Source organism: Polaromonas sp. JS666, assembly GCF_000013865.1.
Lineage (GTDB): Bacteria > Pseudomonadota > Gammaproteobacteria > Burkholderiales > Burkholderiaceae_C > Polaromonas.
Genome location: NC_007948.1, coordinates 1,497,422 through 1,522,900 on the forward strand (window position 1 = coordinate 1,497,422; position 25,479 = coordinate 1,522,900).

Below are 25,479 nucleotides of genomic sequence, written 5' to 3' on the forward strand. Positions count from 1 at the left end.
GCTCTTCCGTTGTCAGTGGAGTGGCTGAAGTGGTGAAATGGTGAAGTGACTGGGGCCGCCTAGCGGCTGGCCGTCCGCAGGCGCCGCAGCGTGGCGGCAAAGAAGTCCTGCACCTTGTCCACGCAGGCCAGGCCGTTGTGCGGCACGTTGTCCACCAGATCCAGGTGCACCTGCACGCCCGCCGCCTCGAAGGACTTGCGCAGGGTTTCCAGCCGCTCCGGCCGGGTGCGCCCGGCATCGTTGGCGCCGGGCATGAAGAACTTGCCGCCTGCCTGGTGGGTGATTTCCCAGGTTTCCACATCGGCCTTGCCCGCCACCATGTGTACCGGCAAGGCTTTCAGCGCATCCAGGTTCAGCGGCTGGCCGAATTGGCGGGCAAAGTCGCGCACGCCGACCCACCAGTCCTGGTTGAAATCCAGCAGGGTGACCGAACCCGGCGCGCCGATCGACAGCGCCCACAGGCGCTCTGGATGCAGCAGGCCAAAGCGGTTGACGAACTGGCCGCCGCCCGAATAGCCGAACAGCGCGAATCTGGAAAAATCAGCGCGGAACTTGGTGGCGACTTCGTCCACCATATCCAGCAAAATCCGGTCGTAGCGGATGTCGGCCTCCTGCAGGTGTTTGAAGCCGTCGCGGTTGCCGTCGCCTTGGGGTCCGGCGGGAAACAGCGGGCACAGCACGATGCAGTCGTTCCATTTGGCAAATTCGGCAAACGCATCGCGGTATTCGGTGAATGCGCGGCCCGTGCCATGCACGACCACGACCAAGGCCTTGGGATGCTGCTCATTGCCCGACGTGGGCGGCGCGTAGGTGCAGTAGGAAAAGCGCGGGTCGCTGCGCGACGCGAAGATGGTGCTGTGACCCAGGTCGTAAATCGCCTCGGCACGTTGTGCACCAAAGGCATCGGCGGGACTGTCGGCGCGGGCTGTCGGGGAGAGCAGGTCAGGCATAAATAGTCAGGCTAAAAGAAAGGGCCATAAGGGCCATAAACCTGCACTGGACAGCGCCGCGCATTAGCACAATTGCATGTCAAACAACAGGTTGGTGAGCCATTGTTCTCCATCCAATCTAAAAAATATATCCATATTTTGTTTTGCAATGCTAAAGTTATCCTTTAGTATTTCTGGGTCCAATTTTGGCCCAACAATGGGTTTTTTCCCTTGAGCACCATTCGATTTCTCAGGACCTTTTTGGCTGTGGCACAAGAAGGCTCTTTCGCCGGGGCCTCCGAGCGGGTCGCTTTGACGCAGGCTGCCGTCGGGCTGCAAATGCGGGCGCTGGAAGCCGAGCTGAAAACCGGGCTGTTTGAACGGTCGGGGCGCGGCGTGCTGCTGACGGTGGCCGGGCGCGCCTTGATCGCCCATGCGGAAAAAATCATTGCCTGTTATGAGCAGATGCGCGAAGGCCTGGAAGAAGAAAACGAGATCGCCGGCACGGTGACCGTGGGTTCGACGGTTTCGGCCATGGGCCTGCTGTCCAACACGGTGGTCGCCATGAAGCCGCGGTTTCCCCGCCTGAATGTGCGCCTGGTGGTGCAGGAGTCCAGCGGTCTGGCCCAGAGTGTCATCAGTGGGGCGCTGGATGCCGCGGTCATGATCGAAGGCCCCCCGATGGAACGCCAGGGCTTGCTGTGGACGCCGCTGTATGTGGAGCCCTTGACCCTGGTGGCCAGTTCGCTGGTAGCCGGGCCCGACAGCGACATCAAGAAGCTGCTGCGTGAAAACCCGTTTTTGCGTTTTGATCGCCGCACCCCCAGCGGTATCCGTATCGAGCAGACCTTGCGCAAACTGGGCCTGATGCCGCAGGACTTTCTGGAGCTGAGTTCGGTGTCCAGCATCATCGATCTGGTGCGCCAGAATGTCGGCGTCACCGTCGTGCCGCATTGGAGAAATGCCGACTGGGTGAACGACCCCACATTGCGCGTCCTGTCGCTACCGGGCCGTCCGGCGACACGGCAGATCGGCATGCTTGAGCATGGGAAGCGTGAACACATTACGTCCGTGATCCGTCAACATCTGGTGAGTCTTCTTGCGAAGAAGGCGCCTCCCCAGTTAAAAAATTGAGTTTCTAACCAGCGGGATGCTCCTGCGCCCCGAATGTGTGCCTGGAAGCGCTGGCCGGGCGCTGATCTGCTCCGCGGTCAGCGCCGTGGACCTAAGTCCCTTCAGGCTTGATCGCGGCGCGGGCGATCACGGGTTTCCACCGCGCCTGTTCGGCCTTGATGAAGGCATCGAACTCGGCGCCCGTGTTGCCCACGGCCAGCGCGGTTTCCTGGGCCAGCTTTTCCTTGACGGCGCTTCCACGGGCGGCCTTGATGGCCTCGGCTTCGAGCTTGGCAATGTGGGCCTTGGGCCACTTGCTCGGGGCCATCAGTCCGTACCACTGCGTCATCTCGAATCCCTTGAAGCCCTGTTCGGCCACGGTGGGAACGTCGGGCATTTGGGGCAGGCGCTGCGAGGTGCCGGTGGCGATGCAACGGAGTTTTCCGGCCTTGATGAAGGGCAGCAGGGCGGGCGCGCCGACCGAGGCAGCCTGCAGCCGTCCGGCCATCAGGTCGGTCAGCATCGGGCCGGTGCCGCGATAAGGTACGTGCAGGACGAAGGTGTCGCTGACCAGCTTCAGGTACTCAAAGGCCAGGTGGCCCGCGCTTCCGTTGCCGGCAGAGCCATAGTTCAGCTTGCCGGGCTGGCTCTTGGCGTAAGCGATGAAGTCCTTGAGGTTTTTCACCGGCAGGTCGGGGTGCACGACGTACAGGCTCGGCACCTTGGAGACCAGGGTGACGGGCACAAAGTCCCGGTTGGCGTCATAAGGCAGCTTGGCGAAGATGTATGGGTTGATGGCCAGGGTACCGATGTGGCCCAGTATCAGGGTGTGATCATCGGTGCTGTTGGCAACTTCCTGCATCGCGATGTTGCCTGCCGCACCCGGCTTGTTGTCCACAAACACGTTCTGGCCGATGGTTTTGGCCATTTCGCCGGCCACAGCCCGCGCGACGATTTCAGAGCTTCCACCCGGTGCAAACGGCACGACGAGGCGCAGCGGCTTGGCGGGCCATGCGGCCTGGGCGCGTGCCTGCGGTAGCCACAGGCTGGAGGCGGCTGCCGTGCCCGCGATGAGCAGGCTGCGGCGGCTGAAGGTCAAATCGGTCATGGGTTGTCTCCTGGAATTTTGGGAAATGGGGTCGCTATCGTGCCCTGACGAACCTAACAATTGCCTTTCAGTCCTGCCGCGCGGTGGACACGATAATCCCTGACATGCGAATCCTGTTGGCTGAAGATGAGCACGCCCTGGGCGAGTGGCTGACCAAGGCACTTGAACAAAGCGGTAACCGCGTGGACTGGCGCGACGACGGCCGCCTGGTGGAGCGTGCGCTGGTGGATCACGACTACGACGCGGTGGTGCTTGATCTCGGTCTGCCCGGCCGCAGCGGCGATGAGATCCTGCGCCGACTGCGCGCCCAGGACAAACGCTTGCCGGTCCTGATACTGACCGCCCGTGACTCGCTCGCCGACCGGGTCAACGCGCTCAACGAGGGCGCGGATGATTTTCTGGCCAAGCCGTTTGCGCTGGCCGAACTGGAAGCCCGGCTGACCGCGCTGGTGCGCCGCGCCCGCGGCAGCGAACATCCGCGCTTTGCCTGCGGCCCGCTGCTGTTCGACACCGTGTCGCGCCAGTTCACCCTTGGCTCGGAGAACCTGCCGCTTTCGCCGCGCGAGCATGCGCTGCTCAAGGCGCTGATCCAGCGCAGCGGCGAGCCGCTGTCGCGCCAGCAGGTAATGGACCGCGTGTTCAGCGACGAGGAAGACGTGCAGCCCAGCGTGATCGACGTACTGGTGCACCGGCTGCGCAAGCGGCTTGACCACAGCGGCGTTCGCATTCAGACCTACCGGGGCTTGGGCTATGTACTGGAACTGGATTCGCCGGGCCAGCATTAGGGTCAGGCTGCTGGCCCTGCTGCTGCCCACAATGGCGCTGGTGACGGCGGCCAGCCTGTGGCTGACCCGTGCCGATGCCGTGGCGTCAGCCAATGCGGCCTACGACCGCTCGCTGCTCGGGGCCATCAAGGCACTGGACCTGAATGTCTCGACGGCCTCGGGCGGCTTGTCGGTTGAGCTCCCCTACCGCCTGTTCGAATTTTTCCAGCTCACGGCGACGGGAAACGTCTATTTCAGGGTGGCCACGGCCGACAGCCTGGTGGAAATCGGCAATCCCGACCTGCCGCCGCCGCCATCGGCCTTGCGCGCAGGCCAGCCGATGTTCTACGACGCCATCTATTTTGACGAGTCGGTGCGTGTGGGCGCTTTCATGCGGCCACTGGAGCAGCCCCTGAACGCAAGCAGTGATCCGCAACTGGTGATCCAGGTCGCGGAGAGCACGTCGTCGCGCGAGCAATTCACCGCCAGTTTCGTGCGGCGAGCTGCCTGGCGCGACCTGCTGCTGCTGGTCGTGATGGGGTTGGCGGTGGTGATCGGGCTGACGGTGGCCCTGCGACCGATGACGCGCCTGGCCACGCAAACGCGGGCCCGGGAGCCCGACGACCTGCGCCCTTTGCAAGCGGCTGATCTGCCCCACGACATCCGGCCGCTGGTGGAGGCCGTCAACCAGCAGATGGCGCGTACCGAGCAGCTGGTGGCCGAACGCCGGGGCTTTATCGATGATGCCTCGCACCAGCTTCGCACTCCCTTGACCATTCTGCGCGCCCAGCTCGACTATGTGCTGCGCGAGCCCGACCCGGCGCGGCGGCAACTGGCGCTGCAGGCACTGTCCGAAGAACTGGGCAATGCCATCCGTGCCACCAACCAGCTGCTGACCCTGGCTCGCAGTGACGCGGCCACGCCGCAAAGGGAAAGGTTTGACCTGGGTGAATTGGCGCGGGAGGTGGCGCTGGAGTTGCTGCCGCTGGCGCGGGCACGCGGCATCGATTTTGGCGTGGAAGTGCAGGCCGAAGCGCTTGAGGCCGAGGGCGACCGCAGCCTGCTGCAGCAGGCCCTGCTCAATATCGCCCACAACGCGATCCAGCATGGCCGCGAACAGGGCACGGTCACGCTGCAGGCGGCGGCCGACGCGCTGGGCTTCAGCCTGCAGGTCGTCGACGACGGCGGCGGCATTGACCCCGAGGTGCTGGATCGAATCGGCCAGCGTTTTGTCAAAAGCCGGGGCAGCCGGGGCTCCGGCCTGGGGCTGGCGATTGCCCGCTCGGTGGCCGAGCGCCACGGCGGCCGGCTGCGCATTGAGCCGACGCCGGCAGCGGATGGCACCTGTGTGGCACTGTGGTGGCCCCGATCATGAAGCGCGTGTCCGTCCTGCTGAGCCTGCTGAGCTTTGTCGGTGCGCTGGCCCATGCAGGCGCGCTGGAGGGAGCGCGCTGCATCGCGCCTGCCAAGCCGGGAGGCGGTTTTGACCTGACCTGCCAGCTGGCGCGTGCCGCCCTGCAGGAAGCGGGTCTTACCCGTGCGCCACTGCCCATCGTTTACCAGCCAGGCGGCATTGGTGCCATGGCTTTCAAAAGCGTGGTGACGCAAAGGCCGGCCGATGGCCAGGCGATCGTCGCGTTTTCTTCGGGCTCGCTGCTCAACCTGGCGCAGGGCCGCTTTGGCCCCTACACGGCGCGCGACGTGCGCTGGATCGCCAGCCTGGGGCTGGACTACGGCGTGATTGCCGTGCGCCGTGATGCGCCGTTCCAGACACTCGCGCAATTGCTGGGCGCACTGCGTGAGTCACCGAACCGCATCGTCTTTGGTGGCGGCGGGTCCATCGGCAGCCAGGACTGGATGAAGGCGGCGCTGCTCGCCCGGGCTGCCGGCGTGAGCCACAAGGTGATGCGTTTCGTGGCCTTTGAAGGCGGCGGGGAAGCGTTGACCGCGCTGCGTGGTGACCATGTGCAGGTGCTGGCCGGGGATGCCGCCGAGGTGGCCCGGCAGATCGATCAGGGCGCGCCGGTCCGGGTGCTGGCCGTGCTGGCGGCCGAGCGCCTGCCGGGGCGCTGGGCCCAGGTTCCCACCGCCAAAGAACAGGGCTTTGACATCCGCTGGCCCATTGTGCGCGGGGTCTACCTCGGGCCGGCGGTCAGTGAGCGGGAGCAGCGCGAATGGGCCGAAGCGCTGGGCCGCGCGATGGCGCATCCGTCCTTTCCCCGCGAACTGGAACGCGCCGGTTTTCAACCCGGCGGGCTGACTGGCGCGGCGCTTGACGCGCTGATCGACAAGCAGGTCGGCGAATACCGTCAGTTGGCCAGGGAGTTTGGCGTGTCCCGCTGAGGTCGGCGTGCAGGAGTCAGGAGGCCATCTGCTTCGGCACTGCCGACCCCGATAGTTCGTTAACCTGGGTGCCCAGCCACTCGAGGAATTGCGCCACCTCCGAGCGGTAGCCATGGCGCTCCGGATAGACCACAAAGTGGGCCTGCACGGGAATCGCCCATGCGGGGTCAAATACCGGCTGGAGCCGCCCGGCTTCGATATGGCCGCCGCCAATGACGGCACTTTCCAGTGCCACGCCCAGGCCCTGCACGGCCGCATCCAGCGCCATCAGCGCCCGGTCAAAGCGCAGCGCAAAACGCTCCGGCTTCTTCGCGGGGTGATACAGGGCGAACCAGTCCGCCCACTGCACCACGCCCACGGTCGACTGGATCAGCGGTACCTGCAACAGGTCCGCCGGTGTGCGAATCTGGTGCCGCTCGATGAAGGCCGCGCTGGCCAGCGGCATGATGGGTTCACGGAATATGGGCTTGACCACCAGCTGTGGCCATGCCGGCAGGCCGTAGCGGATGTCCAGGTCCACCTGGCCCAGCTCAAAATCCGAATGCACATGCGAGGCTGACAGGAACAGCGACACACCGGGATAAGCCTGTGCGAACTGCCCGATGCGCGGCATCAGCCAGAGGCTGGCGAAGCTCGGACTGGCATGCACGTACAGCGAGTTGCGCACCCCTTGGCGCACATCGTCGGTGGCGGCACTGAGCGCACCAAGGGCTCCCCCTACACGCAGCAAATAGGCCTCGCCGGCCGGGCTGAGCTTGACGCCGCGGGAGGACCGCTCGAACAACTTGACGCCCAGAAAGTCCTCCAGCCGCGCCACCTGGTGGCTGACGGCCGATGGCGTGAGATGCAGCTCGGAGGCGGCCAGCGCAAAGCTGCGGCGCCGTGCAATGGCCTCAAAGGCAACGAGTGAGGGCAGGGGAGGCAGCATGACGAGGTGAGGAAATATTGCACTGCAACATGACGAATTTTCACTTGATCTTGAGATTCTATCGTTTGTGTCAAGGTCTGTTTATCTCCAGAATCGCGGCTACTTCACAAGGAGACAGCAGATGTTGCTTAAAGACAGAGTCGCCGTGGTCACCGGCGGCGCAGGCCCCAACGGCCTGGGTTTCGCCACCGCCCGCATGATGGCTGCGCAGGGCGCGACCATCATCATTCTTGACCTTTCGCAGGCCGACCCGGCCGCCGCGGCGGCCCGGCTGGGGCCACAGCACATGGGCCTGGTGGCCGATGTGACGAACAAGGCCTCGTGCGACACGGCGGTGGCCGCGGTTCTGGACGCCAAGGGCCGGATCGACATTCTGGTCAACAACGCCGGCATAACGCAGCCGCGCAAGACCCTGGACATCTCGCCCGAGGACTATGACGCGGTGCTGGACGTCAGCCTGCGCGGCACGCTGGTCGCCTCGCAGGCGGTGCTGCCCACCATGCTGGCGCAAAAGCAGGGCTCCATCGTGTGCATCTCCTCGGTGTCGGCACAGCGCGGCGGCGGCATCCTCGGCGGGCCGCACTATTCGGCCGCGAAGGCGGGCGTGCTGGGCCTGGCACGCGCCATGGCACGCGAGTACGGCGGCCAGGGCATCAGGGTGAACTGCGTCACTCCCGGCCTGATTGCCACCGATATCAACAAGGGCAAGATCCCCGACGACAAGCGCCAGGCCATTCTGGACGGCATTCCGCTGGGCTACATCGGTGCGCCGGATGACGTGGCCGGCTGCGTCGTGTTTCTCGCCAGCGATCTGTCCGGCTATTGCACCGGCATCACGCTGGACGTCAACGGCGGCATGCTGATTCATTGAGCGGTTCGCTGCGCCGTTCCTCATCAAAAAAACCGCTTGCAGCGCGGCATCGCTGCCTCGACAACATCAGGAGACAAGACAAATGACACGATTCAACATTCTTCGCCGCGCTGCCCTGGTCGCCGCGCTGGCCTGCGCGGGTGCAGTGAGCTTTGCCCAGTCCCCCGTCAAGCTCACGCTGGGGCACGGCGCCGCACCGGGCAATCCGCGGCACGAGGCGTCCCTCAAGTTCGCTGAAGTGGTCAAGGCCAAATCGGCTGGTCGCATCGAGGTTCAGGTGTCTCCATCGGCGCAACTGGGCGACGACGCCGCGATGGTGACGGCACTGCGGACGGGTGCACTGGATCTGAGCGCCAATTCGCAGGGTGCGGTGGCGGCGGCCGTGCCGGAATATGCGGCCTTCGGCATGCCTTTCCTGTTTGCCAACCTGCCGCAGGCGTGGAAGCTGCTGGACAGCGCGGTCGGCAAGGAGCTGGCGGACAAGTCGGCAGAAAAGGGGCTGATTGTCCTGGGTTACTGGGACAACGGCATCCGCCACATGTCCAACAGCAAGAAGCCCATCCTCAAACCCGAGGACATGAAGGGCCTGAAGATGCGCACGCCACCCGACGCCGTCACGGTGGACATCATGCAGTCGCTCGGCGCGGAGGCCCAGCAGATCAAGTTTGCCGAGCTCTACGTGGCGCTGCAGCAGGGCGTGGTTGACGGCCAGGAAAACCCGCTGATGAACGTGTACGCCTCCAAGCTGTACGAGGTCCAGAAGTTCATTTCACTGACCAGCCACAAATATGAGATGACGCCATTCCTGATGAGCAAGCGCACCTGGGACAGGCTGTCCGACGCCGACAAGACCGCTGTTCGCGAGGCTGCCGCCGAGGCGACCGCCTTGCAGCGCAGGTTGTCGCAGGAGTCCGACGAAAAGCTGGTGGTCGACCTGAAGGCCAAGGGTGTGCGCATCGATGTCGCGGACAAGGCTGCTTTTGAGAAGGCCACCTCCAAAGTCGACGAGAAATGGCTGGCGAGTCCTATCGGTCCATTCGTCAAGAGGGTCATCACCGCCGCGCGCGGCGTCTGATTCGCCTGATTTCCATCGCTGCGCCTCCATGAGGGGGCGGCCCATTCAAGGAATTTGCCATGAAGCGCACTGAACGCGGAATTATTCTGGTCTGCCAGGTTGTGATGTGGGTCACCACCAGCCTGATTTTCATGATCCTGTGTGCCAACACAATCCTGCGCTATGCCAGCGGCAGCAGCCTGCAATGGGCCTCCGAGGTGCCGGAGCTGCTGTTTCCCTGGCTGGTCACTGCCGGCGTCGTGATGGCGGCCGCGCACGGCTCGCACATCACCACGACATTCCTGATGGAAAAACTCTCGCCGGCGACGCGGCGGCGGGTGGCCACCGCGGTCTGGCTCGGAGTCGCGGGGCTTTACGGCACGCTGACGGTGGCCACCGCGCGCATGATCGAGATCGTGCATGGCGAGGCCAGCCCGATCCTGAACGTGCCCGGTTCGGTGACCTATGGCTGCGTCCTGGTCGGCATGGTCATGCTGGCCGTGCTGGCCCTGCAGTCCGCATGGCAGGTCTGGACGCAGGGTGTCGAGGCGGCCGGCGCTGCTGGCCAGACTCACCTGGTGAGCAGCACATGAGCGCGCTCATCCTCCTGGTGTTCCTGGGCGCTGCCACGGCAGCGGTACCGATTGCACATGCGCTGCTGATGGCCTCGGTGGCAGCCGCCACGGTCTCGGAGCGCATCCCGCTGGATCTGGTCGTGCAGCAGATGGTGGCGCAGGTCCAGAGCTTCCCGCTGATTGCCATTCCCTTCTTCATGCTCACCGGAACCCTGATGATGGGCGGCAAGCTCGGTGAATCCCTGATCGGCGTGCTGTCCACGCTGATTGGCCGCTTTCACGGCGGGCCGGGCCAGGTGGGCGTGCTGTCGTCCACCATTTTTGGCGGTGTCTCCGGCTCGGCGGTCGCCGACGCGTCCGCCATCGGTTCGCTGCTGCTTCCCTGGCAGAAGCGGCTGGGCTATCCGCCCGCATTCTCCGCCGCCACGCTGGCCGCGGCCGCAACGATTGACATCCTGATTCCGCCATCGATTCCGATGATCCTGTTCGCGCTGACGTCCAATGCGTCGATCGCGGCGCTATTCGTCGCCGGCATTTTGCCGGGGCTGATGATGTGTGCCGGTTTCATGGGAGTCTGCTGGTGTGTTGGCAAGCGCCGCAATTTTCCGCGAGAGACGCGCCCGATCGACTGGCCGGTATTTCGCAAGCAGCTGGCCTACGCTTCGCCCGCGCTGGTGCTGCCGGTGCTGATCGTGATCTTCCTGCGCTTCGGTATTGCCACGCCCACCGAGGTCAGTGTCCTGTCCACCGCCTACTCGGGCCTGATTTCCGCGCTGATTTACCGCGATCTGAGCATCAGGCGCCTGCACTCGGCCATCGTGGAGGCGGGTCTGGCCACGGGCGTGGTGCTGCTGGTGATCATGGCTTCGGCGTCGGTCGGGTGGTTGCTGACCTTCGACCACATGCCCGACGGCGTGGTGCACTGGGCCCAGGCTCACCTGCACGCCGACTGGGCCGTGATCCTGCTGATGAACGGCCTCATGCTGGTTGCCGGCATGTTCATCGACCTGCCGGCTGCGGTGCTGCTGCTCACGCCGGTGTTCGTGCCTCTGGCCAACAGCATCGGCATGGACCTGGTGCAGCTCGGCATCATGATGACGGTGAACCTTGCCATCGGGCTGTACACGCCCCCGGTGGGGACGACGCTGTTCATCACCAGTTCGGTCGCCAGGGTCAAGGTGGGGGAAACCGTGCGCGAGCTGATCCCCTTCTATTGTGTGGCGTTCATCATCCTGCTGATTGTTTCGTACGTTCCGGCGTCGATCCTGCGTTGAGGTCCCGTCAATGAACCCGATCCCCTACCGCAAGGAACGCATTGTTTCCATTTCGGGCGCCCCCTACGACGGGCATCCGGTGCCGGCCATGCTGGCCAGCATGGCCGCCTGCGGCGCCCGTCATATCGAGCCGGCCTTCATCGTCGGTTACACGGAGGCCTTCGACGAAACGGCATTCGTACCCGCGCAGGCACAGCAGTGGCGACACTGGCTGGCCGACGCCGGTATGGCCTGCCATGCGATGTCGTCGCACATTGACCTGGGCCGCGATGACGCTGTCGAGGTGTTTCGCGGCCGGATGGATTTCGCCCGCGCCCTGGGCGCCGAGGTGATCAATACCAATGCCGCGGCGCGCAAGCTCAAGAAGCGGTTTTTCACCAATATCGAGGTGCTCGCCCGCCATGCGGAGTCCATCGGCCTGCGTATCGGCCTGGAAAATCCCGGCGACGGCTCCGACAACCTGCTCAACACGGCCGCGGACGGCCCCGGTCTGCTGGCCGATATTGGTCACCCCATGGTGGGCCTGAACTACGACGCGGGCAACACCATTTCGCACCGGCCTGGCGTGACGCCTGCGGACGACGCACTGGCAGCCATGCCGCAGTGCCTGCACACCCACATCAAGGATGTGCGCAAGGACGACAACGGCTACTTCTTCACCCCGCTGGGCCAGGGCCAGATTGACTGCGCGCGCATCCTGCACGCCGTCGCGCAAACCGCGCTCAACCTGTCCGTCGAGATACCGCTGCGCCTGCACCGCCAGCCCAGTGCCCAGCCCAGCCGCGCGCCCTACCGCGTGCCGCTGGCTGACATCGAGGCGGTGCTGCGGCCCGCGCTGGCCTTTGTCCATGAACACCTGGGCGCGCCGTCTGCGACCCGCCTCTGACGACGGAGCTTTCTCGTGAATCGTGTAATCAACAATCCGGACCTTGTGGTCGAGGACATGCTCAAGGGCTGGCTGCTGGCGCATGCCGACACTGTGCGCACCGCGCCGTCCAATGGTCGCGTGGTGCAGCGTGTGCAGGCACCCGAGCCCGGCAAGGTCGGCGTGGTGACCGGTGGCGGCTCCGGGCACGAGCCGGCCTTCATCGGCTATGTGGGCGATGGTCTGGTGGACGCGGTCGCCGTCGGCGAGATATTTTCATCACCGACGGCCAAAAGCTTTCTGGATGCAATGCGTGCAGCCAACGGGGGTGCCGGCGTGGCCTGCCTGTATGGCAATTACGCCGGCGACAACATGAACGTCAGGATGGCGATTCAGATGGCCGAACGTGAAGGCATCACGGTCAGGACCGTGGTCGCCAACGATGATGTCGCCTCGGCCCCCCAGGGTGAGGAGTCAAAACGTCGCGGCGTGGCGGGCGAGGTCTTCATGTGGAAGGTCGGTGCGGCCAGGGCAGCGCAGGGGGGCTCGCTGGAGGATGTCATCGCCGCGGCGCAAAAGGCGATTTCGAACACCCGCAGCATCGGCATCGGGCTGTCGGCCTGTGTCATTCCCGCCGTGGGAAAAGCCAACTTCACCATCGAGCACGGCACGATGGAGGTGGGCATTGGCCACCATGGCGAGCCCGGCATTGACGTGCGGCCGACGGTCAGTGCCGCGGAAATGGCGGACATGATGCTCAAGGTGGTTCTGCCGGACCTGCCGTTTTCCGCCGGTGACCGGGTCGCCGTGCTGGTCTCCGGCCTCGGTGCCACGCCGCTGATGGAGCAATACATTCTTTACGGCGAGTTGGCGCAGCGCCTGCAGGACCGGGGCATCGCCGTTGCGTTCAAGCAAGTCGGCAATCTGTTTTCTTCGCTTGAAATGATGGGCGTGACGCTCACGCTGATGAAGCTGGACGACGAGCTGGAGGCCTGCCTGCGGCACCCTTGCCGCTCGGTCGGCCTCACGATGGCGGGCCACACCGACATCCGCCGCAGCTACAGCGGCCACCTCCAGGGCCATGCCGTGCCAACGAGTCAACCCGCGCCGAGCAGCGCTGGCGCACCCCGCCCGGTGGTGGGGCAGGCCCTGCCGCTGGCGGGCAGCGGGCATCTGGTGCGCGACCTGATCACGACCATCGTGGCCAACCGCCAGTACCTCAGCGAGATTGACGGCCTGATTGGTGACGGTGACCACGGCATCAACATGGCCAAGGGCTTTACCGGCTGTGGCAGCCGGCTGGATGCCCTGGGCGACTCCGCGCGGCAATTGCCTGCAGCGCTGGAGCAGCTCTCGCAGGCATTGATGGACGACATCGGCGGCTCCATGGGCCCCTTGTATGGCGAATTCTTTCGGGGCTTTGCTCATACCCTGGCGCCACACACCCAGCTTGACGCCGCCCTGTTTGGCGATGCCCTGACCGCTGCGGTGGCCAATGTGCAGGGCATGGGCGACGCGAAGGTGGGCGACAAGACGCTGATCGACACCCTGGTGCCGGCGCTGGCTGCTTACCGCGAGGCCGAGGCGGCGGGAGCCGGGTTTTCGGACTGCCTGCAGGCATTGTCTGCCGCGGCCGAACGGGGGCGCGACTCGACCCAGAACCTGCAGGCCCGCATTGGCCGTTCGGCGCGGCTGGGCCCGCGCTCCATCGGCGTGCTGGACGCCGGGGCCACCTCGTGCTGCCTGATCCTGCAATCCATGGCCCGCTCGCTGCAGCGCCAGCTGGGCACCCCGATTTCTGTTTGACCCGATACGAAAGACCGCAATGAAACTTGCCATTGGCTGTGACGAGGCCGCCTACGACCTCAAGCAAACGCTTAAAAAACACATGATTGACGCCGGCCACGAGGTGACCGATTTCGGCACCCATGACGCGCAGCCGGTGCTCTACCCGGATGTGGCCTTCGCGGTGGCGGAGCAGGTGGCGGGCGGCGCCTATGAACGTGCCTTGCTGCTGTGCGGCACCGGCATCGGCATGGCGATATCGGCCAACAAGGTCAAGGGCGTGCGCGCGGCGCAGTGCCACGACACCTACTCGGCCGAGCGCGCCAGCCGCAGCAATGACGCGCAGATCATCACCATCGGCGCGCGGGTGGTCGGCCCCGAGCTGGCCAAATCCATCGTGGACGCCTGGCTGCGCAGCGGCTTCGATGGCGGGCGTTCGCAGCCCAAGGTCGACCTGATCCAGGCCTACGAAGCGGGGCATTCGCTATGAGCACGGTGGCCTCACTGACGGATTGCGCCTACCGCATTCGCCGCTACGCGCTGCGCATGGGCGAGGTGCAAGGGCAGGGCTATATTGGCCAGGCGCTGGGGCTGGCCGATGCGCTGGCGGTGGCGTACGGACACGCGCTGAACTATCGGCCGGAAGACCCGCAGTGGGAAGGGCGGGATCGGTTTTTGTTGTCGCATGGCCATTACGCGATCGCCCACTACGCGGCCCTCATTGAAGCGGGTGTGCTGCCCGAGGAAGAGCTCGAAACCTATGGCAGCGACGACAGCCGCCTGCCGATGTCGGGCATGGCCGCTTACACACCGGGGATGGAGATGTCAGGGGGCTCGCTGGGCCAGGGCCTGGTCATTGCCGTTGGCATGGCGCTGGGCCTGCGCCTGAAGCGCAACCCGGCCTTTGTCTACAACTCCATGTCGGATGGTGAACTCGACGAGGGCTCGACCTGGGAGGCCGCCATGTCAGCCGCGCACCATGGCCTGTCAAATCTCATCTGCATGGTGGACATCAACAACCAGCAGGCCGACGGGTCGTCCGGCCAGGTGCTGCGTTTTGAGCCGATTGCCGACAAATGGGCGGCCTTTGGCTGGCATGTGCAGCGCGTGAACGGCAACGACCTGGGCGCCGTGCTGGCCGCCTTTGACGCCGCCCGCCGGTATGACCTGCCCCAGCCGCGCGTGATCCTGCTCGACACCCTGATGGGCAAGGGCGTGCCCTTTCTGGAGCAGCGCGAAAAAAATCATTTCATCCGGGTCGACCCGCCTGAATGGCAGCAGGCCATCGCGATTCTTGACGCCCAACATGCCGGAGCCAGCGAATGAACACCGTGACAGAAAAGAAACCCCGCCTGACCACGTCCGCCATGATTGCGTCCATCGCGTCCGAGGGACAGCGCACCCGTGCAGCGCCGTTTGGCAAGGCGCTGGTGGAGCTGGCGGCCCAGCGCCCCGACATTGTGGGCATGACGGCTGACCTGGCCAAGTACACCGACCTGCACCTGTTCGCCCAGGCGTGCCCGGAGCGGTTCTTCCAGATGGGCATGGCCGAGCAATTGCTGATGGGGGCCGCCGGCGGCATGGCCAAGGAAGGCTTTGTGCCCTTCGTCACCACCTATGCGGTATTTGCCACGCGGCGCGCCTATGACTTCATGCACCAGGTGATCGCCGAGGAAAACCTGAATGTGAAAATCGTCTGCGCCCTGCCGGGCCTGACTACCGGTTACGGCCCCAGCCACCAGGCCACCGAGGACCTGGCCGTGATGCGCGCCATGCCCGGCATGACGGTCATTGACCCCTGCGATGCGCACGAGATTGAACAGGCCGTGCCCGCCATCGCCGCCCACGCGGGCCCGGTCTACATGCGCCTGCTGCGCGGGCAGGTGCCGATGGTGCTGGACGAGTACGGCTACCGGTTTGAGCTGGGCAAGGCCAAGATGATCCGTGAGGGCCGTGACGTGCTGTTTATCTCGACCGGCCTGATGACCATGCGTGCGCTGGAGGCCGCGCAGGCGCTGCAGCGTGACCAGGTCGATGCCGCAGTGCTGCATGTGCCCACCCTCAAGCCGCTGGATGCGGCCACTATCCTGCGCGAGGCGGCCCGGGCCGGCCGTTTGGTGGTGGTGGCAGAAAACCACAGCACCATCGGCGGCCTGGGCGAAGCCGTGGCCGGCGAGCTGATGCGTGCGGGCGTGCACCCTGCGTTTCGCCAGATTGCCCTGCCCGATGCCTTCCTGGATGCGGGTGCACTGCCAACCTTGCATGACCGCTACGGCATTTCCACGGAGGCGGTGGTGGCCTCGGTGAAGTCCTGGCTGTAAAAAGAAAACATGGCACACATGGGCTGGCGCCTGAGTGCGCCTGCCATGCTGCCAGCGCATTCCCGACTCAACATCCCCTCCCAGGCGCTTGCCTGCGGCCTTTAAAAAAGCCAGGGTAAAAAACGTTTGCTTCGAAGGGCGTAGGCGGCATACCCAGGGTGTTGCTTGCGCATCCCGTGCTCCTCCAGGCTTGATTTCATGAACAGGACAATGGCCAGCATGGACCATGCACCCCACCCCAGGAAGGTGCTGGACGTCCACGCCAGCGCTGCCGCGCCCAGAAGGAGCGACGTGTACATCGGATGACGAATCCACCGATACGGACCGGTCGTAATCAAAACGCCCCGAACCTTGGGCGCAGGGTGGATGTTGAAGTTTCCCGGTCTGTTGTGCATAAGCGCCCATGTGATGAGTGCGATGGAGATCCCCGTCATCATCAAGGCTCCCGCGGGAATATCGCCAAGCAGGATATTTCGTGCCGCTGACGCTGCCAGCACAACAAGCAGGCCAAATTGCAGGGTCACCAACAACGCGCCCATCTGATTTCGATTCAATGCTGATAACAACTGCATGTTCGCACTTTCCGCGCGAATGACGCAACAAGGCATGCCGGGTAGCACCGAAACATCAGTGACCCTCCGGGAGCGATCTTCGCCAATGAGATCGTCGACGGTACCGAGGACTTCTGGTAATCCTCTATCAATCGAAATTGTTCGCAAGCCTAAACTTGCAGCTGAAGGAGACTTCAATGGCCGCACTACGACTGACTCTCGCCGCCTTTGTGTTCCTGATAAGCGCAAGCACTTACGCCTTCGACCTGCAAGGCCATCGTGGCGCCCGGGCGATTGCGCCGGAGAACACGCTTGAGGGATTCGCGCAAGCGCTCAGCTATGGGGTAACCACCCTGGAGTTGGACATAGCGATAACCCAAGACGGTGTCCTGGTCATCTCTCACGACTCGGCGCTTAATCCCGACATTACCCGAGGACCCGACGGGAAGTTTCTGCAAACTCGCGGTCCTGTCATCAGCAGTTTGACGTTTGACGAGCTCAGCCGATATGACGTAGGCCGTATCAAACCGGGCACACAGTACGCGCGGCTTTACCCGGATCAGCGTGGAATGGACGGCGTGCGAATACCCCGTTTGTCCGCTCTTTTCGCATTGGTGAAGAAATCCGGAAATGACAGGGTTCGCTTCGCTATCGAAACCAAAGTGTCACCTCTGGCCCCCCAAGACACGATGGAGGTCGAGGCCTTCACCCGTGCCGTCCTCGGTTCAATCCGCGAGGCCGGGGTCGCGCCACGCAGCTCGGTTTTGTCCTTCGAATGGCGTTCCCTCCAGGTGGTGCAACGTGAAGCGCCCGAAATCCCCACGGTGTACCTGACAGCCCAGCAGCGCTTTATGGACAACATCGAAGCCGACAAGGCGGGTGTTTCGCCGTGGACTGCCGGTCTGCGGTACAAGGACCACGGCTCCGTCCCACGAATGATCAAGGCGGCCGGTGGCCACACCTGGTCGGCGTACCACGGCGACTTGACCGCGGCAAAAGTGAAAGAGGCGCACGATCTGGGCCTGAAGGTACTGGCCTGGACAGTCAACGACCCCGGCCTCATGGCAAGAATGATGGACATGGGGGTTGACGGCATCGTGAGCGACCGCCCCGATCTGGTACGCGAGGAAATGAGGCGCCGGGGCCTTGAGTTGCCTCTGTCGACCCCCGTTTTGCCTTGAGGCCGTTTTGCCGCGGATACGGCGCGGATACGGACCTGTTGACCGGTGAGTGGGTCCTGTCCGGCTAAACAGCTGTCATGCCGTCGCCGGAGTCTCTCAAACTGCCTGTTTCGGGCGGGTGCGTGACGATGGACTTGAGTTCGGGCCGCGCGGTGCGCAGCGCCTCGATTGCCGGCTTCGGACGGCGCAGCGCTGGTGTGGCTTCGAACGCCTGCTCCAGCGCCTGGGCCGCCGCCAGCAGTTGCGCGTCGCCATGCAAACGCCCAATCACTTGCAGGCCAAACGGCATGCCGTGCTCGTCGCTGCCGCAGGGCAGTGACAGCGCCGGATTGGTGGCCAGCGTGACCACATAGGTCAGGCCCAGCCAGTGGTAGTAGTTGCGCATGGCCTGGCCGTCGATGTTGCCGGCGTAGAGCTCGGTCCACGGGAAGGGTGTGACCGGCGTGGTTGGTGCGAGGATCAGGTCGTATTGCTCGAAGGCCCTGGCGAAGCGGCGCGCAATGCGGGTCTGCTCCAGGTGCGCCCAGGCTCGGTCGGCCAGAGTGATCGCTGCCGCGATGTCCATGTTGGCGCGCACGTTAGGGCCCAGCGTTTCGGGCTCTTTTTGCCAGGTCTCGGCAAAGGCGGCGACAAAACTTTCGGCGCGCAGGATGTCAAAGGCGCGGTCGGCGTCGCCCAGTTGCAGGTCCACGGGCTCGCAGCTCGCCACCAGCGGCCGGATCGCCTCGACGCGCTGGCGGAACACGCGGCGGATTTCGGGGTCGACGATGCACAGGCCGAAGTCTTCCGTTGTGCCAACGCGCAGCGTTGAAAGATCAAGCTGCTGGAGCGGCCAGAATGCCGAGGCATCGACCGGGTACGACAGCGGGTCCCGCGCATCGGGTCCCACACTGGCGGCAAACATCAGCGCGGTGTCGGCCACAGTGCGCCCCATGGGCCCCAGCACTGAAATGACGGACCAGCCCAGGGGCCGCGCATCGTTGGCCACCAGCCCGGGCGAGGGGCGCAGGCCCACTACGCCGCACAGCGCCGCCGGAATGCGCAGCGAACCACCGGTGTCCGAACCGGTGCACAGCGGCAGCATGTCGGCGGCCAGCGCCGCGGCCGAGCCGCCCGAGGAACCGCCGGCATTGAGCGCGGGGTTGAACGGGTTGCCGGTCGCGCCCCAGACCGGGTTGCGCGTGTTGGCGCCCGCGCCCATGTCGGGCACGTTGGTCTTGGCGGTAACGATGGCGCCGGCGGCGCGCAGCCGGGCCACCAGCGCGTTGTCGGCGCTGGGCACATTGCCGCGCAGCCGCACATTGCCATAGGTGGTGAGCAGGCCCGCCGTGTCCTGCAGGTCCTTCACGCCCAGGGGCAAACCGTGCAGCAGGCCCAGCGGCTCGCCGCGCATCACCTGCGCTTCGGCCTGGCGCGCGGTCTCGCGTGCGCGTGTGAAGTCGGTTGCACAGATCGCGTTGATGGCGGGGTTGACGCTTTCAATGCGCGCAATGCAGGCGTCGAGCAATTCCACCGGCGAGAGCTGGCGGCTGCCGATCAGGCGGCGCAGTTCGACGGCGGATTTTTCGACGAGCGTGGAGGCTGCTGTTTCGCCGCCGGGCCGCCCCAAGGCGAAATGCGCCCCCTCGGGGGGCAGCGAGGACACGTCAGTGCCGAGCGTGGGGGCCGTCATATCAGTCCACCTTGATTTGCGAGCGCTCGGCAATGGCTTTCATGCGGGCGATGTCGGCGGTGACCATGCCGGGCCAGTCGGCAATGGCGCGGTAGCCTGGCTCGAAGCCGGCAGCCTTCATCTTGTCCTGGGTGTCGGTGCTGGCCATCGTGGTAGCCAGGGCCTTGTCGAGCCGGGCCTTGACGTCGGCCGGCAGGCCGCGCGGTGCTACCAGCGCCAGCCAGGCGGTCATGTCGAAACCGGGGTAGCCCGACTCGGCCACGGTCGGCACGTCGGGCAGCAGGGCCGAGCGCTTTGCCGTTGTGACGGCCAGCACCTTGATCTTGCCGGTCTTGAGTTGTGGTGCCGCAGCCACCACGGTGTCAAACGACAGGGGAATCTGCCCGCCGATCAGGTCGGTCATCAGCGGCGCGCTGCCCTTGTAAGGCACATGGGTCATTTTCAGGCCGGTGGCGCTGTTGAACATGGCCCCGGCAAAGTTGGAGCTGGTGCCGTTGCCGAAACTGCCATAGAGGAACTTGTCCGGATTGGCTTTGGCGGCGGCCACCAGCTGTGGCACGGTGCTCGCCGTGACGGACGGATGGGCCAGCACCGCCAGCGCCACCGAGCCGACCATGCCGATGGGCTCGAAGCCCTTGACCGGGTCGTACGAGAGCTTGGCCTGCAAGGCCGGGTTCAGCGTGAAGGTGGAGTTGGAGCTGACGAGCAGCGTGTAGCCGTCGGGTTTGGCGTTGGCCACGGCGGCCGCGCCAATGGCGGTGCCGGCGCCGGGCTTGTTCTCCACCACCACCGGCTGGCCCAGTTGCTCTTCGAGCTTGCGGGCCAGGAGGCGGGCCAGCACGTCGGCTGCGCCGCCGGCCGGGTAGGGCGCGACCAGCGTAAGAGGCCGCTCGGGGTAGCCCGCCGCGCAGGCCAGCCCGGCAAAGAGGAAGCTGCTGGCGACCAGTGCGCGGCGCAGTGGGTTGAAGAAAGTGCCTGAAGTACCTGGAGCTCTGAACGTGCTTGACATGATGACCTCTCGTAAAAAGAAAAGAAAAGAAAACGATTCAACCTGCAACGGGCAACAGCGCATGGCGTGCCGTAACCACGGCGTCCAGCGCCGCAACGAACTCATCAGCCTCGGCATCGCCGAAGGGCAGCGACAAGGCCACCAGCCCGCGCCGCGCCAGAAAAATGCCGCGCTCCAGCAGATCAAAAAACAGCAGCGCCTTGACGCGGTCGTCGGCACCGGCCAGGTCGGCCGCGTTGCGCAGGGGGCGGTCGGTGGCATGCAGTTGCATGACCGAGCCCAGACCGGTGAACTGCAGGCCCACCGCGTGGCGTTTGAACACGCCATTGAGCCGCTCGCGCAGGCGCTCGCCGCGCTGGTTCAGCGCATCGAGCGCGGCCGGCGTCAGCACCTGCGTGAGGCCCGCCAGGCCGGCGGCCATGGTCAGCGTGTTGTTGTTGAAGGTGCCGGCATGGCCCAGCGCGTCGGCGCGGCGCGGGTCAAAACGCGACATCACGTCCACCCGGCCACCGAACGCGCCAAACGAAAGTCCACCGCCGAAATATTTGCCCAGCGTGGTGAGGTCGGGCTTCAAACCCAGCAAGGCCTGCCGCCCACCGCCGGACAGACGCGAGGTCATGACTTCGTCGAGGATCAGCAAGGCGCCGCATGCATCGGCCAGCGCGCGCAGGCCGTGCAAAAAGGCGGGCTCTGCGGGAATGCAGCCACCCGCGCCCAGCATGGGCTCGACCAGGATGGCCGCCAGCTGCGGGCCATGCGTCTGGACCAGCCCGCGCACGGCGTCCAGGTCGTTGTAGGGCGCGACCACGAAGTCGTGCGGCACGTTCACCGGCGAGCCGCCACCGCCAAACGACAGCACGCCGCCGTGGTAGGCGCCATTGAACACCAGCACCTTGCGCCGGCCGGTGTGGGCGGTGGCGGCCGCCAGCGCCATCAGGTTGGCTTCGGTGCCCGAGTTGGTGAAGCGCAGCAGCGCCATGCCGGGAAAGCGGCGCTGGATTTCATGCGCCAGCGCGGCCTCGCGCGCGGTGTGTGAAGACAGGCTCAGGCCGTCCTGCAACGCGGCCACGATGGCTTGCCGGATCACCGGATTCGAGTGGCCGTAAATGCCTGCCGTGAACTCGCCCAGCGCGTCCAGGTAGCGGTGGCCGTCGGCGTCCCACAGATGGCAGCCTTCGCCCCGCGCCATGTAGAGCGGAAACGGCGTGTAAAACAGCACGCTGCGGGTATTGCCGGCGGGCAGTACGTCGGCCGCCTTACGCAGCAGCCGTTCGCTGCCGGGGTTGCGGGCGCGGTAGCGTGCGGTGGTTTCGGCCAGCGCCGAATCAAGCGCGGTTCCGGTGGCGGAATGCATGGAAGACGTGGACGGCTTGTTCATGGTCGTGATGTCCCGGTGTCAATCAACCTGGCGTTATCAACGCAGGCGGGCCGGTGACAGCGCGGCCGCTTCGACGCCGTGCCGGGCCAGCTCTGCCGGCAGGGCCACGTTGCGCAGCAGGGCATCGGCCAGTGCGCTGGCGCCGGCCGCGCTCTGGATACCGTAGCCGCCCTGGGCCGCCAGCCAGAAAAAGCCGGGGCAGGCGCCATCCCAGCCAATCACCATCTCGCCGTCGGGGACAAACGAGCGCAGCCCGGCCCAGGTGCTGCCGGGACGGCGAATGGTCAGGGTCGAGACGCTTTCGATCTGGTAAATGCCCGTGGCAATGTCCAGCTCTTCGGGCACCACGTCGTGCGCAACCGTCGGGTCGGCATTGGCGGGCGAGCCCAGCAACTGGCCGGCGTCGGGCTTGAAGTAATAGCTCTCGTCCATGCCCACCACGGCCGGCCAGCCGGACACGTCCACGCCCTCGGGCGCCTTGAAGGTGAAGGCGCTGCGCCGGTGCGGCACCAGCCCGATGGGGGCGGCGCCAAACAGGCCCGCCAGCTCGTCGGCCCAGGCGCCGGCGGCATTGACCACGGTGCGTGCCCGCAGCGTCTGGCCGTCGGCAAACTGCAGCGCCCAGCCCTGTCCGTCATGGCTGGCCTGGATCAGGGTGACGCTGGTGCGCAACTCGCCGCCGCGCTGCCGGAAGCCCCGCAAAAAGCCCTGATGCAGTGCATGCACGTCGATGTCCTGGGCACCGGGGTCGTACAGGGCACCGTGCACCATTTCGGGCCGCAGGCAGGGCACGCGCTCCAGGGTGGTACGGGCGTCCAGCACTTCAAGGTCGGGGCAGCTGGCGGCCAGTTCGGCGCGGGTCTGCGCCATCAATGCTTCCTGCCCGGGCGTGGCGAGGTACAGCGCACCCCGGGGCTGCATGAGCGGTGCGGTGGCAAAGCCTTCGGGCGGCTGTTCGTAAAACGTCCGGCTGGCACGGGTCAGCGCCCGCACCATGGGGGGGCCGTAGCTCTCCATGAACATGGCGGCCGAGCGGCCGGTGGAGTGGTAGCCGGGCTGGGCTTCGCGTTCGAGCAGCAGCACACTGCGCTGTCCGGCCAGGCGCCAGGCCAGGGATGCACCGGCGATGCCGGCGCCAAAGATAACAATGTCATATTCTCGCATTTGAGAATTCTCACATGCGAGAATCGTGCCTGTCCAGTGCCATTCATCCATTTTCTGTGTAACCAAGGGAAAACACCATGCCACGCTCCGCCCGAACCCCTGCCGCCGCGCCGGAGGCCGACCGGGTGCAGCTCGGCCTCAGGCTGCGCGAACACCGCAAGGCACGGCGGCTGACGCTCAAGGACCTGTCCGGCCGTTCGGGCGTGGCGCTCTCCACGCTGTCCAAAATGGAGCTGGGCCAGATGTCGGTCAGCTACGAAAAGCTGGCCGCCGTGGCGCGGGCGCTGTCGCTGGATGTGGGGCAGCTGCTGGATGCGCGGGCCGCAGCGCCGGCCGGTGCGGTAACGCCCGTCGTGGTGTGGTCCGAAGCTGACGGGGCACCGGCCTACAGTTCGGGCAATTACGACTACCGCATGCTCGCGACCGGCTTCCCGGGCAAGCGAATGACGCCGCTGCACGGCCGCATCCTGGCGCGCGAGCGGGGCCAGTTTCCTGATTTCATTCGCCACCAGGGGCAGGAATTCGTGACAGTGCTGTCCGGCCGGGTGCGCATCGAGTTCGAGACCGGCGACATCATCGAAGTCGGCCGTCATGAGTCGGCGTATTTCGACAGCGGTGTGGGCCACATCTACCTCTCGCTGGGCCGCGCTGATGCGCAGGTGTTGGTGGTGATGAGTGAATAGCGGACGGTCCGACCCTTGTTGCCATGCGTTGCGCTCCTGCAGAGGCATCAGGCTGACAGCTTCTCCCAGGTCAGGTCAAACTTCAGCAAGTACTTGCGCAGCCGGTCCGCGTCGTTCACCACGCTGCGCTGGGTGCGCGATACATTGAAGAGCGCTCGCCCGGCATCGCTGAGGGAAGCGCTTCTTCGGCAGACATCAATCACAGCCCGAAGTTGCAGCTGTTCAAAATAATCAAGCGTGTCCGCAGCGCTCCCCATCAATTCAGCAAGCGATACGGCAATGCCGCCGGTTTCCTGTGCCGTGGCCTGCCACTGCCAACGTAGCCGCGCTATCTCTGCCTCCACCAGGCCCACGCCGATACGGCCGTTGTCACCCAGCGTGGCAAGACGCGTGATCGATGCGCTCAGGTCCCGGAAATTGCCGGTCCAGATGGCTTCACCTGACTGCGCAAATCGCAGGTACGCTGCGCGTGCCTCGGTGGTCATGCGGGTTTTCCGGCCAAGGTCTTCGGACGCCAGCATGAGCTGGTGGTCCATATTGGGTTCAATATCCTCCCGGCGCTGGCCGAGGCCGGGCATGGTGTAGGTCCACAGGTTGATACGCGCGAACAGGTCTTCGCGGAAGCGCCCGTGCGAGACTTCCGAACGCAAGTCCTTATTGGTGCCGGCGATCAACTGGAAGCTGCTGTCGACCTCCCGGTCGGCGCCGACGGGCAAGAAGCGTTTTTCCTCGACGGCCTTGAGCAGCATGGCCTGTTCGTCCAGGCCCAGTTCGCCGATCTCGTCGAGAAACAGCACGCCCTTGTCGGCGGTGCGCAGCAGGCCGGGGCGGTCGCTTGCCGCGCCGGTGAACGAACCCCTTTTGTGGCCGAACAGCGTGGAGCCCGCGCCGTCGCCGTGTAAGGTCGCGCAGTTCACGTCGACAAAGCTGCCGCTGACCTGGTGGCGCGTCTTTTTGAGCTCAAAGATCCGCCGTGCCAGCATGGACTTGCCTGCGCCGGTGGGCCCGGTCAGCAAAATGGGCGCTTTGCTCTGGACGGCGATGCGTTCTATTTCCTCGATCAGCGAGTTGAAACGCGGGTTGCGTGTGGCGATGCCGCTTTTGAGGAAGGAGACGGCATCCTGTTGCGCGACCGCAAGCCGCGCGTTGATCGCGTCGTAGCGCGAGAGGTCGAGATCAATCAGCTCATAGCTGCCGATGCCCTGGGCCTGCCGGCCCCTGGGCGGCGCCGTTTGCAGCAGCACGCCGGGGATGAAGCGCGCCTCCACCAGCAAAAACAGGCAGATCTGCGCGACGTGGGTGCCGGTCGTGATGTGCGCCCAATACTCTTCGCGTTCGGTGTCGAAGGCGTAAGCGCTGACCCAGTCATACAGCGCGCCATAGACCTCGCCGAAATCCCAGGGATTGGCCAGGTTCATCTCGCTCAGGCGAACCTCGGTGCCGGGCGAGAGCTGAACGACGTCGTCACGAACCCGCTCGGCCAGCGGCTTGTTGCGCAGGTCGTGCATCAGCTCCAGTCGGTCGACGATCAGGTCTTCATGCTGCGCGATCGACACCGTGGGCCGCCACTTCTCCCAGCGCGCCGAACCCAGGCCCGAATCAAGCTGGGTGCCCAGAAAACCCATCACCACTTTCTTCTTCATATTTCTAATGTACTAGCTTCAAAGCTAAAAATCGAGAAATATGAGTGCGGTGATTTGGTTCATCGCTTGCATTGAATGGTAAAAATAATCAATGAAATCAATCATCTATCAAGGGTCTTGGGCGAGCAGCGAAACCCTGGCACGTTGCCTGCAATAAGGAAGGTGTCAGATGAGAAGGTTGTTCGCTTACAAGCTGGGGTTTCCGGGAAATCGGGCCCCACTGGTGCAGGAGGCTCAGGGTTGTCTTGAGTTTCCTGTATGCCGCGGC

General features: G+C 65.0%; 24 protein-coding genes. 15 read left to right on the forward strand and 9 right to left on the reverse strand.

Annotated features, from left to right (window positions below; all coding sequences use genetic code 11):
- Positions 1 to 59: 59 nt before the first annotated feature.
- Positions 60 to 950, reverse strand: coding sequence for a hydrolase (locus BPRO_RS07210; protein ID WP_011482394.1), 891 nt, complete (start codon positions 948 to 950; stop codon positions 60 to 62).
- Between the two features lie 210 nt (positions 951 to 1,160).
- On the opposite strand from BPRO_RS07210, the gene BPRO_RS07215 reads away from it, so the two are divergent.
- Positions 1,161 to 2,063, forward strand: coding sequence for a LysR family transcriptional regulator (locus BPRO_RS07215; RefSeq protein ID WP_011482395.1), 903 nt, complete (start codon positions 1,161 to 1,163; stop codon positions 2,061 to 2,063).
- 91 nt (positions 2,064 to 2,154) lie between these two features.
- On the opposite strand, the gene BPRO_RS07220 is transcribed toward BPRO_RS07215, so the two are convergent.
- Complete coding sequence (locus tag BPRO_RS07220; protein WP_011482396.1) at positions 2,155 to 3,150, reverse strand: Bug family tripartite tricarboxylate transporter substrate binding protein; 996 nt, start codon at positions 3,148 to 3,150, stop codon at positions 2,155 to 2,157.
- A 104-nt stretch (positions 3,151 to 3,254) separates the two neighbouring features.
- Here BPRO_RS07220 and BPRO_RS07225 point away from each other — a divergent pair, with 104 nt between their 5' ends.
- Genes BPRO_RS07225 through BPRO_RS07235 form a run of 3 tightly spaced genes read left to right on the forward strand, consistent with a single transcriptional unit; the run spans position 3,255 to position 6,257 of the window.
- The gene (locus BPRO_RS07225) at positions 3,255 to 3,935 is read left to right on the forward strand and encodes a response regulator (protein ID WP_011482397.1); all 681 of its coding nucleotides are present in this window, start codon (positions 3,255 to 3,257) and stop codon (positions 3,933 to 3,935) included.
- Complete coding sequence (locus BPRO_RS07230; RefSeq protein ID WP_041388509.1) at positions 3,901 to 5,289, forward strand: sensor histidine kinase; 1,389 nt, start codon at positions 3,901 to 3,903, stop codon at positions 5,287 to 5,289. The genes BPRO_RS07225 and BPRO_RS07230 overlap by 35 nt, the downstream gene beginning before the upstream one ends.
- Complete coding sequence (locus BPRO_RS07235) at positions 5,286 to 6,257, forward strand: tripartite tricarboxylate transporter substrate binding protein (protein ID WP_011482399.1); 972 nt, start codon at positions 5,286 to 5,288, stop codon at positions 6,255 to 6,257. Before BPRO_RS07230 ends, BPRO_RS07235 begins: the two co-directional genes overlap by 4 nt.
- 16 nt (positions 6,258 to 6,273) lie before the next feature.
- On the opposite strand, the gene BPRO_RS07240 is transcribed toward BPRO_RS07235, so the two are convergent.
- Positions 6,274 to 7,185 carry a LysR substrate-binding domain-containing protein gene (locus BPRO_RS07240; protein WP_011482400.1) on the reverse strand — a complete coding sequence of 304 codons (912 nt, stop codon included), beginning with the start codon at positions 7,183 to 7,185 and terminating at the stop codon, positions 6,274 to 6,276.
- A gap of 121 nt (positions 7,186 to 7,306) precedes the next feature.
- Between BPRO_RS07240 and BPRO_RS07245 the strand changes: the two genes are divergently transcribed.
- The 9 genes from BPRO_RS07245 (at position 7,307) to BPRO_RS07285 (ending at position 15,930) form a co-directional block, all read left to right on the forward strand.
- Positions 7,307 to 8,056, forward strand: a complete 750-nt coding sequence (locus BPRO_RS07245; RefSeq protein ID WP_011482401.1) for an SDR family NAD(P)-dependent oxidoreductase — start codon at positions 7,307 to 7,309, stop codon at positions 8,054 to 8,056.
- Between the two features lie 82 nt (positions 8,057 to 8,138).
- Positions 8,139 to 9,131 carry a TRAP transporter substrate-binding protein gene (locus BPRO_RS07250; protein WP_011482402.1) on the forward strand — a complete coding sequence of 331 codons (993 nt, stop codon included), beginning with the start codon at positions 8,139 to 8,141 and terminating at the stop codon, positions 9,129 to 9,131.
- A gap of 59 nt (positions 9,132 to 9,190) precedes the next feature.
- Positions 9,191 to 9,703, forward strand: a complete 513-nt coding sequence (locus BPRO_RS07255; RefSeq protein ID WP_011482403.1) for a TRAP transporter small permease — start codon at positions 9,191 to 9,193, stop codon at positions 9,701 to 9,703.
- Entirely contained in the window at positions 9,700 to 10,959 is a 1,260-nt protein-coding gene (locus BPRO_RS07260) for a TRAP transporter large permease (RefSeq protein WP_011482404.1), read from the forward strand. Before BPRO_RS07255 ends, BPRO_RS07260 begins: the two co-directional genes overlap by 4 nt.
- 10 nt (positions 10,960 to 10,969) lie before the next feature.
- Positions 10,970 to 11,845, forward strand: coding sequence for a sugar phosphate isomerase/epimerase family protein (locus BPRO_RS07265; RefSeq protein WP_011482405.1), 876 nt, complete (start codon positions 10,970 to 10,972; stop codon positions 11,843 to 11,845).
- 57 nt (positions 11,846 to 11,902) lie between these two features.
- A complete protein-coding gene (gene dhaL, locus BPRO_RS07270; RefSeq protein WP_049764221.1) occupies positions 11,903 to 13,630 on the forward strand; it encodes a dihydroxyacetone kinase subunit DhaL in 1,728 nt (575 codons plus the stop codon).
- A gap of 19 nt (positions 13,631 to 13,649) precedes the next feature.
- The gene (gene rpiB / locus BPRO_RS07275; protein ID WP_011482407.1) at positions 13,650 to 14,099 is read left to right on the forward strand and encodes a ribose 5-phosphate isomerase B; all 450 of its coding nucleotides are present in this window, start codon (positions 13,650 to 13,652) and stop codon (positions 14,097 to 14,099) included.
- The gene (locus BPRO_RS07280; RefSeq protein WP_011482408.1) at positions 14,096 to 14,935 is read left to right on the forward strand and encodes a transketolase; all 840 of its coding nucleotides are present in this window, start codon (positions 14,096 to 14,098) and stop codon (positions 14,933 to 14,935) included. Before rpiB ends, BPRO_RS07280 begins: the two co-directional genes overlap by 4 nt.
- Entirely contained in the window at positions 14,932 to 15,930 is a 999-nt protein-coding gene (locus BPRO_RS07285; RefSeq protein ID WP_011482409.1) for a transketolase family protein, read from the forward strand. Before BPRO_RS07280 ends, BPRO_RS07285 begins: the two co-directional genes overlap by 4 nt.
- 101 nt (positions 15,931 to 16,031) lie before the next feature.
- On the opposite strand, the gene BPRO_RS07290 is transcribed toward BPRO_RS07285, so the two are convergent.
- Positions 16,032 to 16,502 carry a methyltransferase family protein gene (locus tag BPRO_RS07290; protein WP_011482410.1) on the reverse strand — a complete coding sequence of 157 codons (471 nt, stop codon included), beginning with the start codon at positions 16,500 to 16,502 and terminating at the stop codon, positions 16,032 to 16,034.
- Positions 16,503 to 16,678: 176 nt separating this feature from the next.
- Here BPRO_RS07290 and BPRO_RS07295 point away from each other — a divergent pair, with 176 nt between their 5' ends.
- Entirely contained in the window at positions 16,679 to 17,662 is a 984-nt protein-coding gene (locus BPRO_RS07295; RefSeq protein WP_011482411.1) for a glycerophosphodiester phosphodiesterase, read from the forward strand.
- Positions 17,663 to 17,726: 64 nt separating this feature from the next.
- Here the strand turns inward: BPRO_RS07295 and BPRO_RS07300 are convergent, their stop codons facing one another.
- Genes BPRO_RS07300 through BPRO_RS07315 form a run of 4 tightly spaced genes read right to left on the reverse strand, consistent with a single transcriptional unit; the run spans position 17,727 to position 22,885 of the window.
- Positions 17,727 to 19,334, reverse strand: coding sequence for an amidase (locus BPRO_RS07300; RefSeq protein WP_011482412.1), 1,608 nt, complete (start codon positions 19,332 to 19,334; stop codon positions 17,727 to 17,729).
- Position 19,335: 1 nt separating this feature from the next.
- Positions 19,336 to 20,343, reverse strand: coding sequence for a Bug family tripartite tricarboxylate transporter substrate binding protein (locus BPRO_RS07305; RefSeq protein ID WP_011482413.1), 1,008 nt, complete (start codon positions 20,341 to 20,343; stop codon positions 19,336 to 19,338).
- Positions 20,344 to 20,380: 37 nt separating this feature from the next.
- Positions 20,381 to 21,721: an aspartate aminotransferase family protein gene (locus BPRO_RS07310; RefSeq protein ID WP_011482414.1), complete on the reverse strand. Its 1,341-nt coding sequence runs from the start codon at positions 21,719 to 21,721 to the stop codon at positions 20,381 to 20,383.
- Between the two features lie 36 nt (positions 21,722 to 21,757).
- Positions 21,758 to 22,885 carry an NAD(P)/FAD-dependent oxidoreductase gene (locus BPRO_RS07315; protein ID WP_011482415.1) on the reverse strand — a complete coding sequence of 376 codons (1,128 nt, stop codon included), beginning with the start codon at positions 22,883 to 22,885 and terminating at the stop codon, positions 21,758 to 21,760.
- Between the two features lie 77 nt (positions 22,886 to 22,962).
- Between BPRO_RS07315 and BPRO_RS07320 the strand changes: the two genes are divergently transcribed.
- Positions 22,963 to 23,568: a helix-turn-helix domain-containing protein gene (locus BPRO_RS07320; RefSeq protein ID WP_011482416.1), complete on the forward strand. Its 606-nt coding sequence runs from the start codon at positions 22,963 to 22,965 to the stop codon at positions 23,566 to 23,568.
- A gap of 47 nt (positions 23,569 to 23,615) precedes the next feature.
- Here the strand turns inward: BPRO_RS07320 and rtcR are convergent, their stop codons facing one another.
- Complete coding sequence (gene rtcR / locus BPRO_RS07325; protein WP_011482417.1) at positions 23,616 to 25,211, reverse strand: RNA repair transcriptional activator RtcR; 1,596 nt, start codon at positions 25,209 to 25,211, stop codon at positions 23,616 to 23,618.
- Between the last annotated feature and the right edge of the window lie 268 nt (positions 25,212 to 25,479).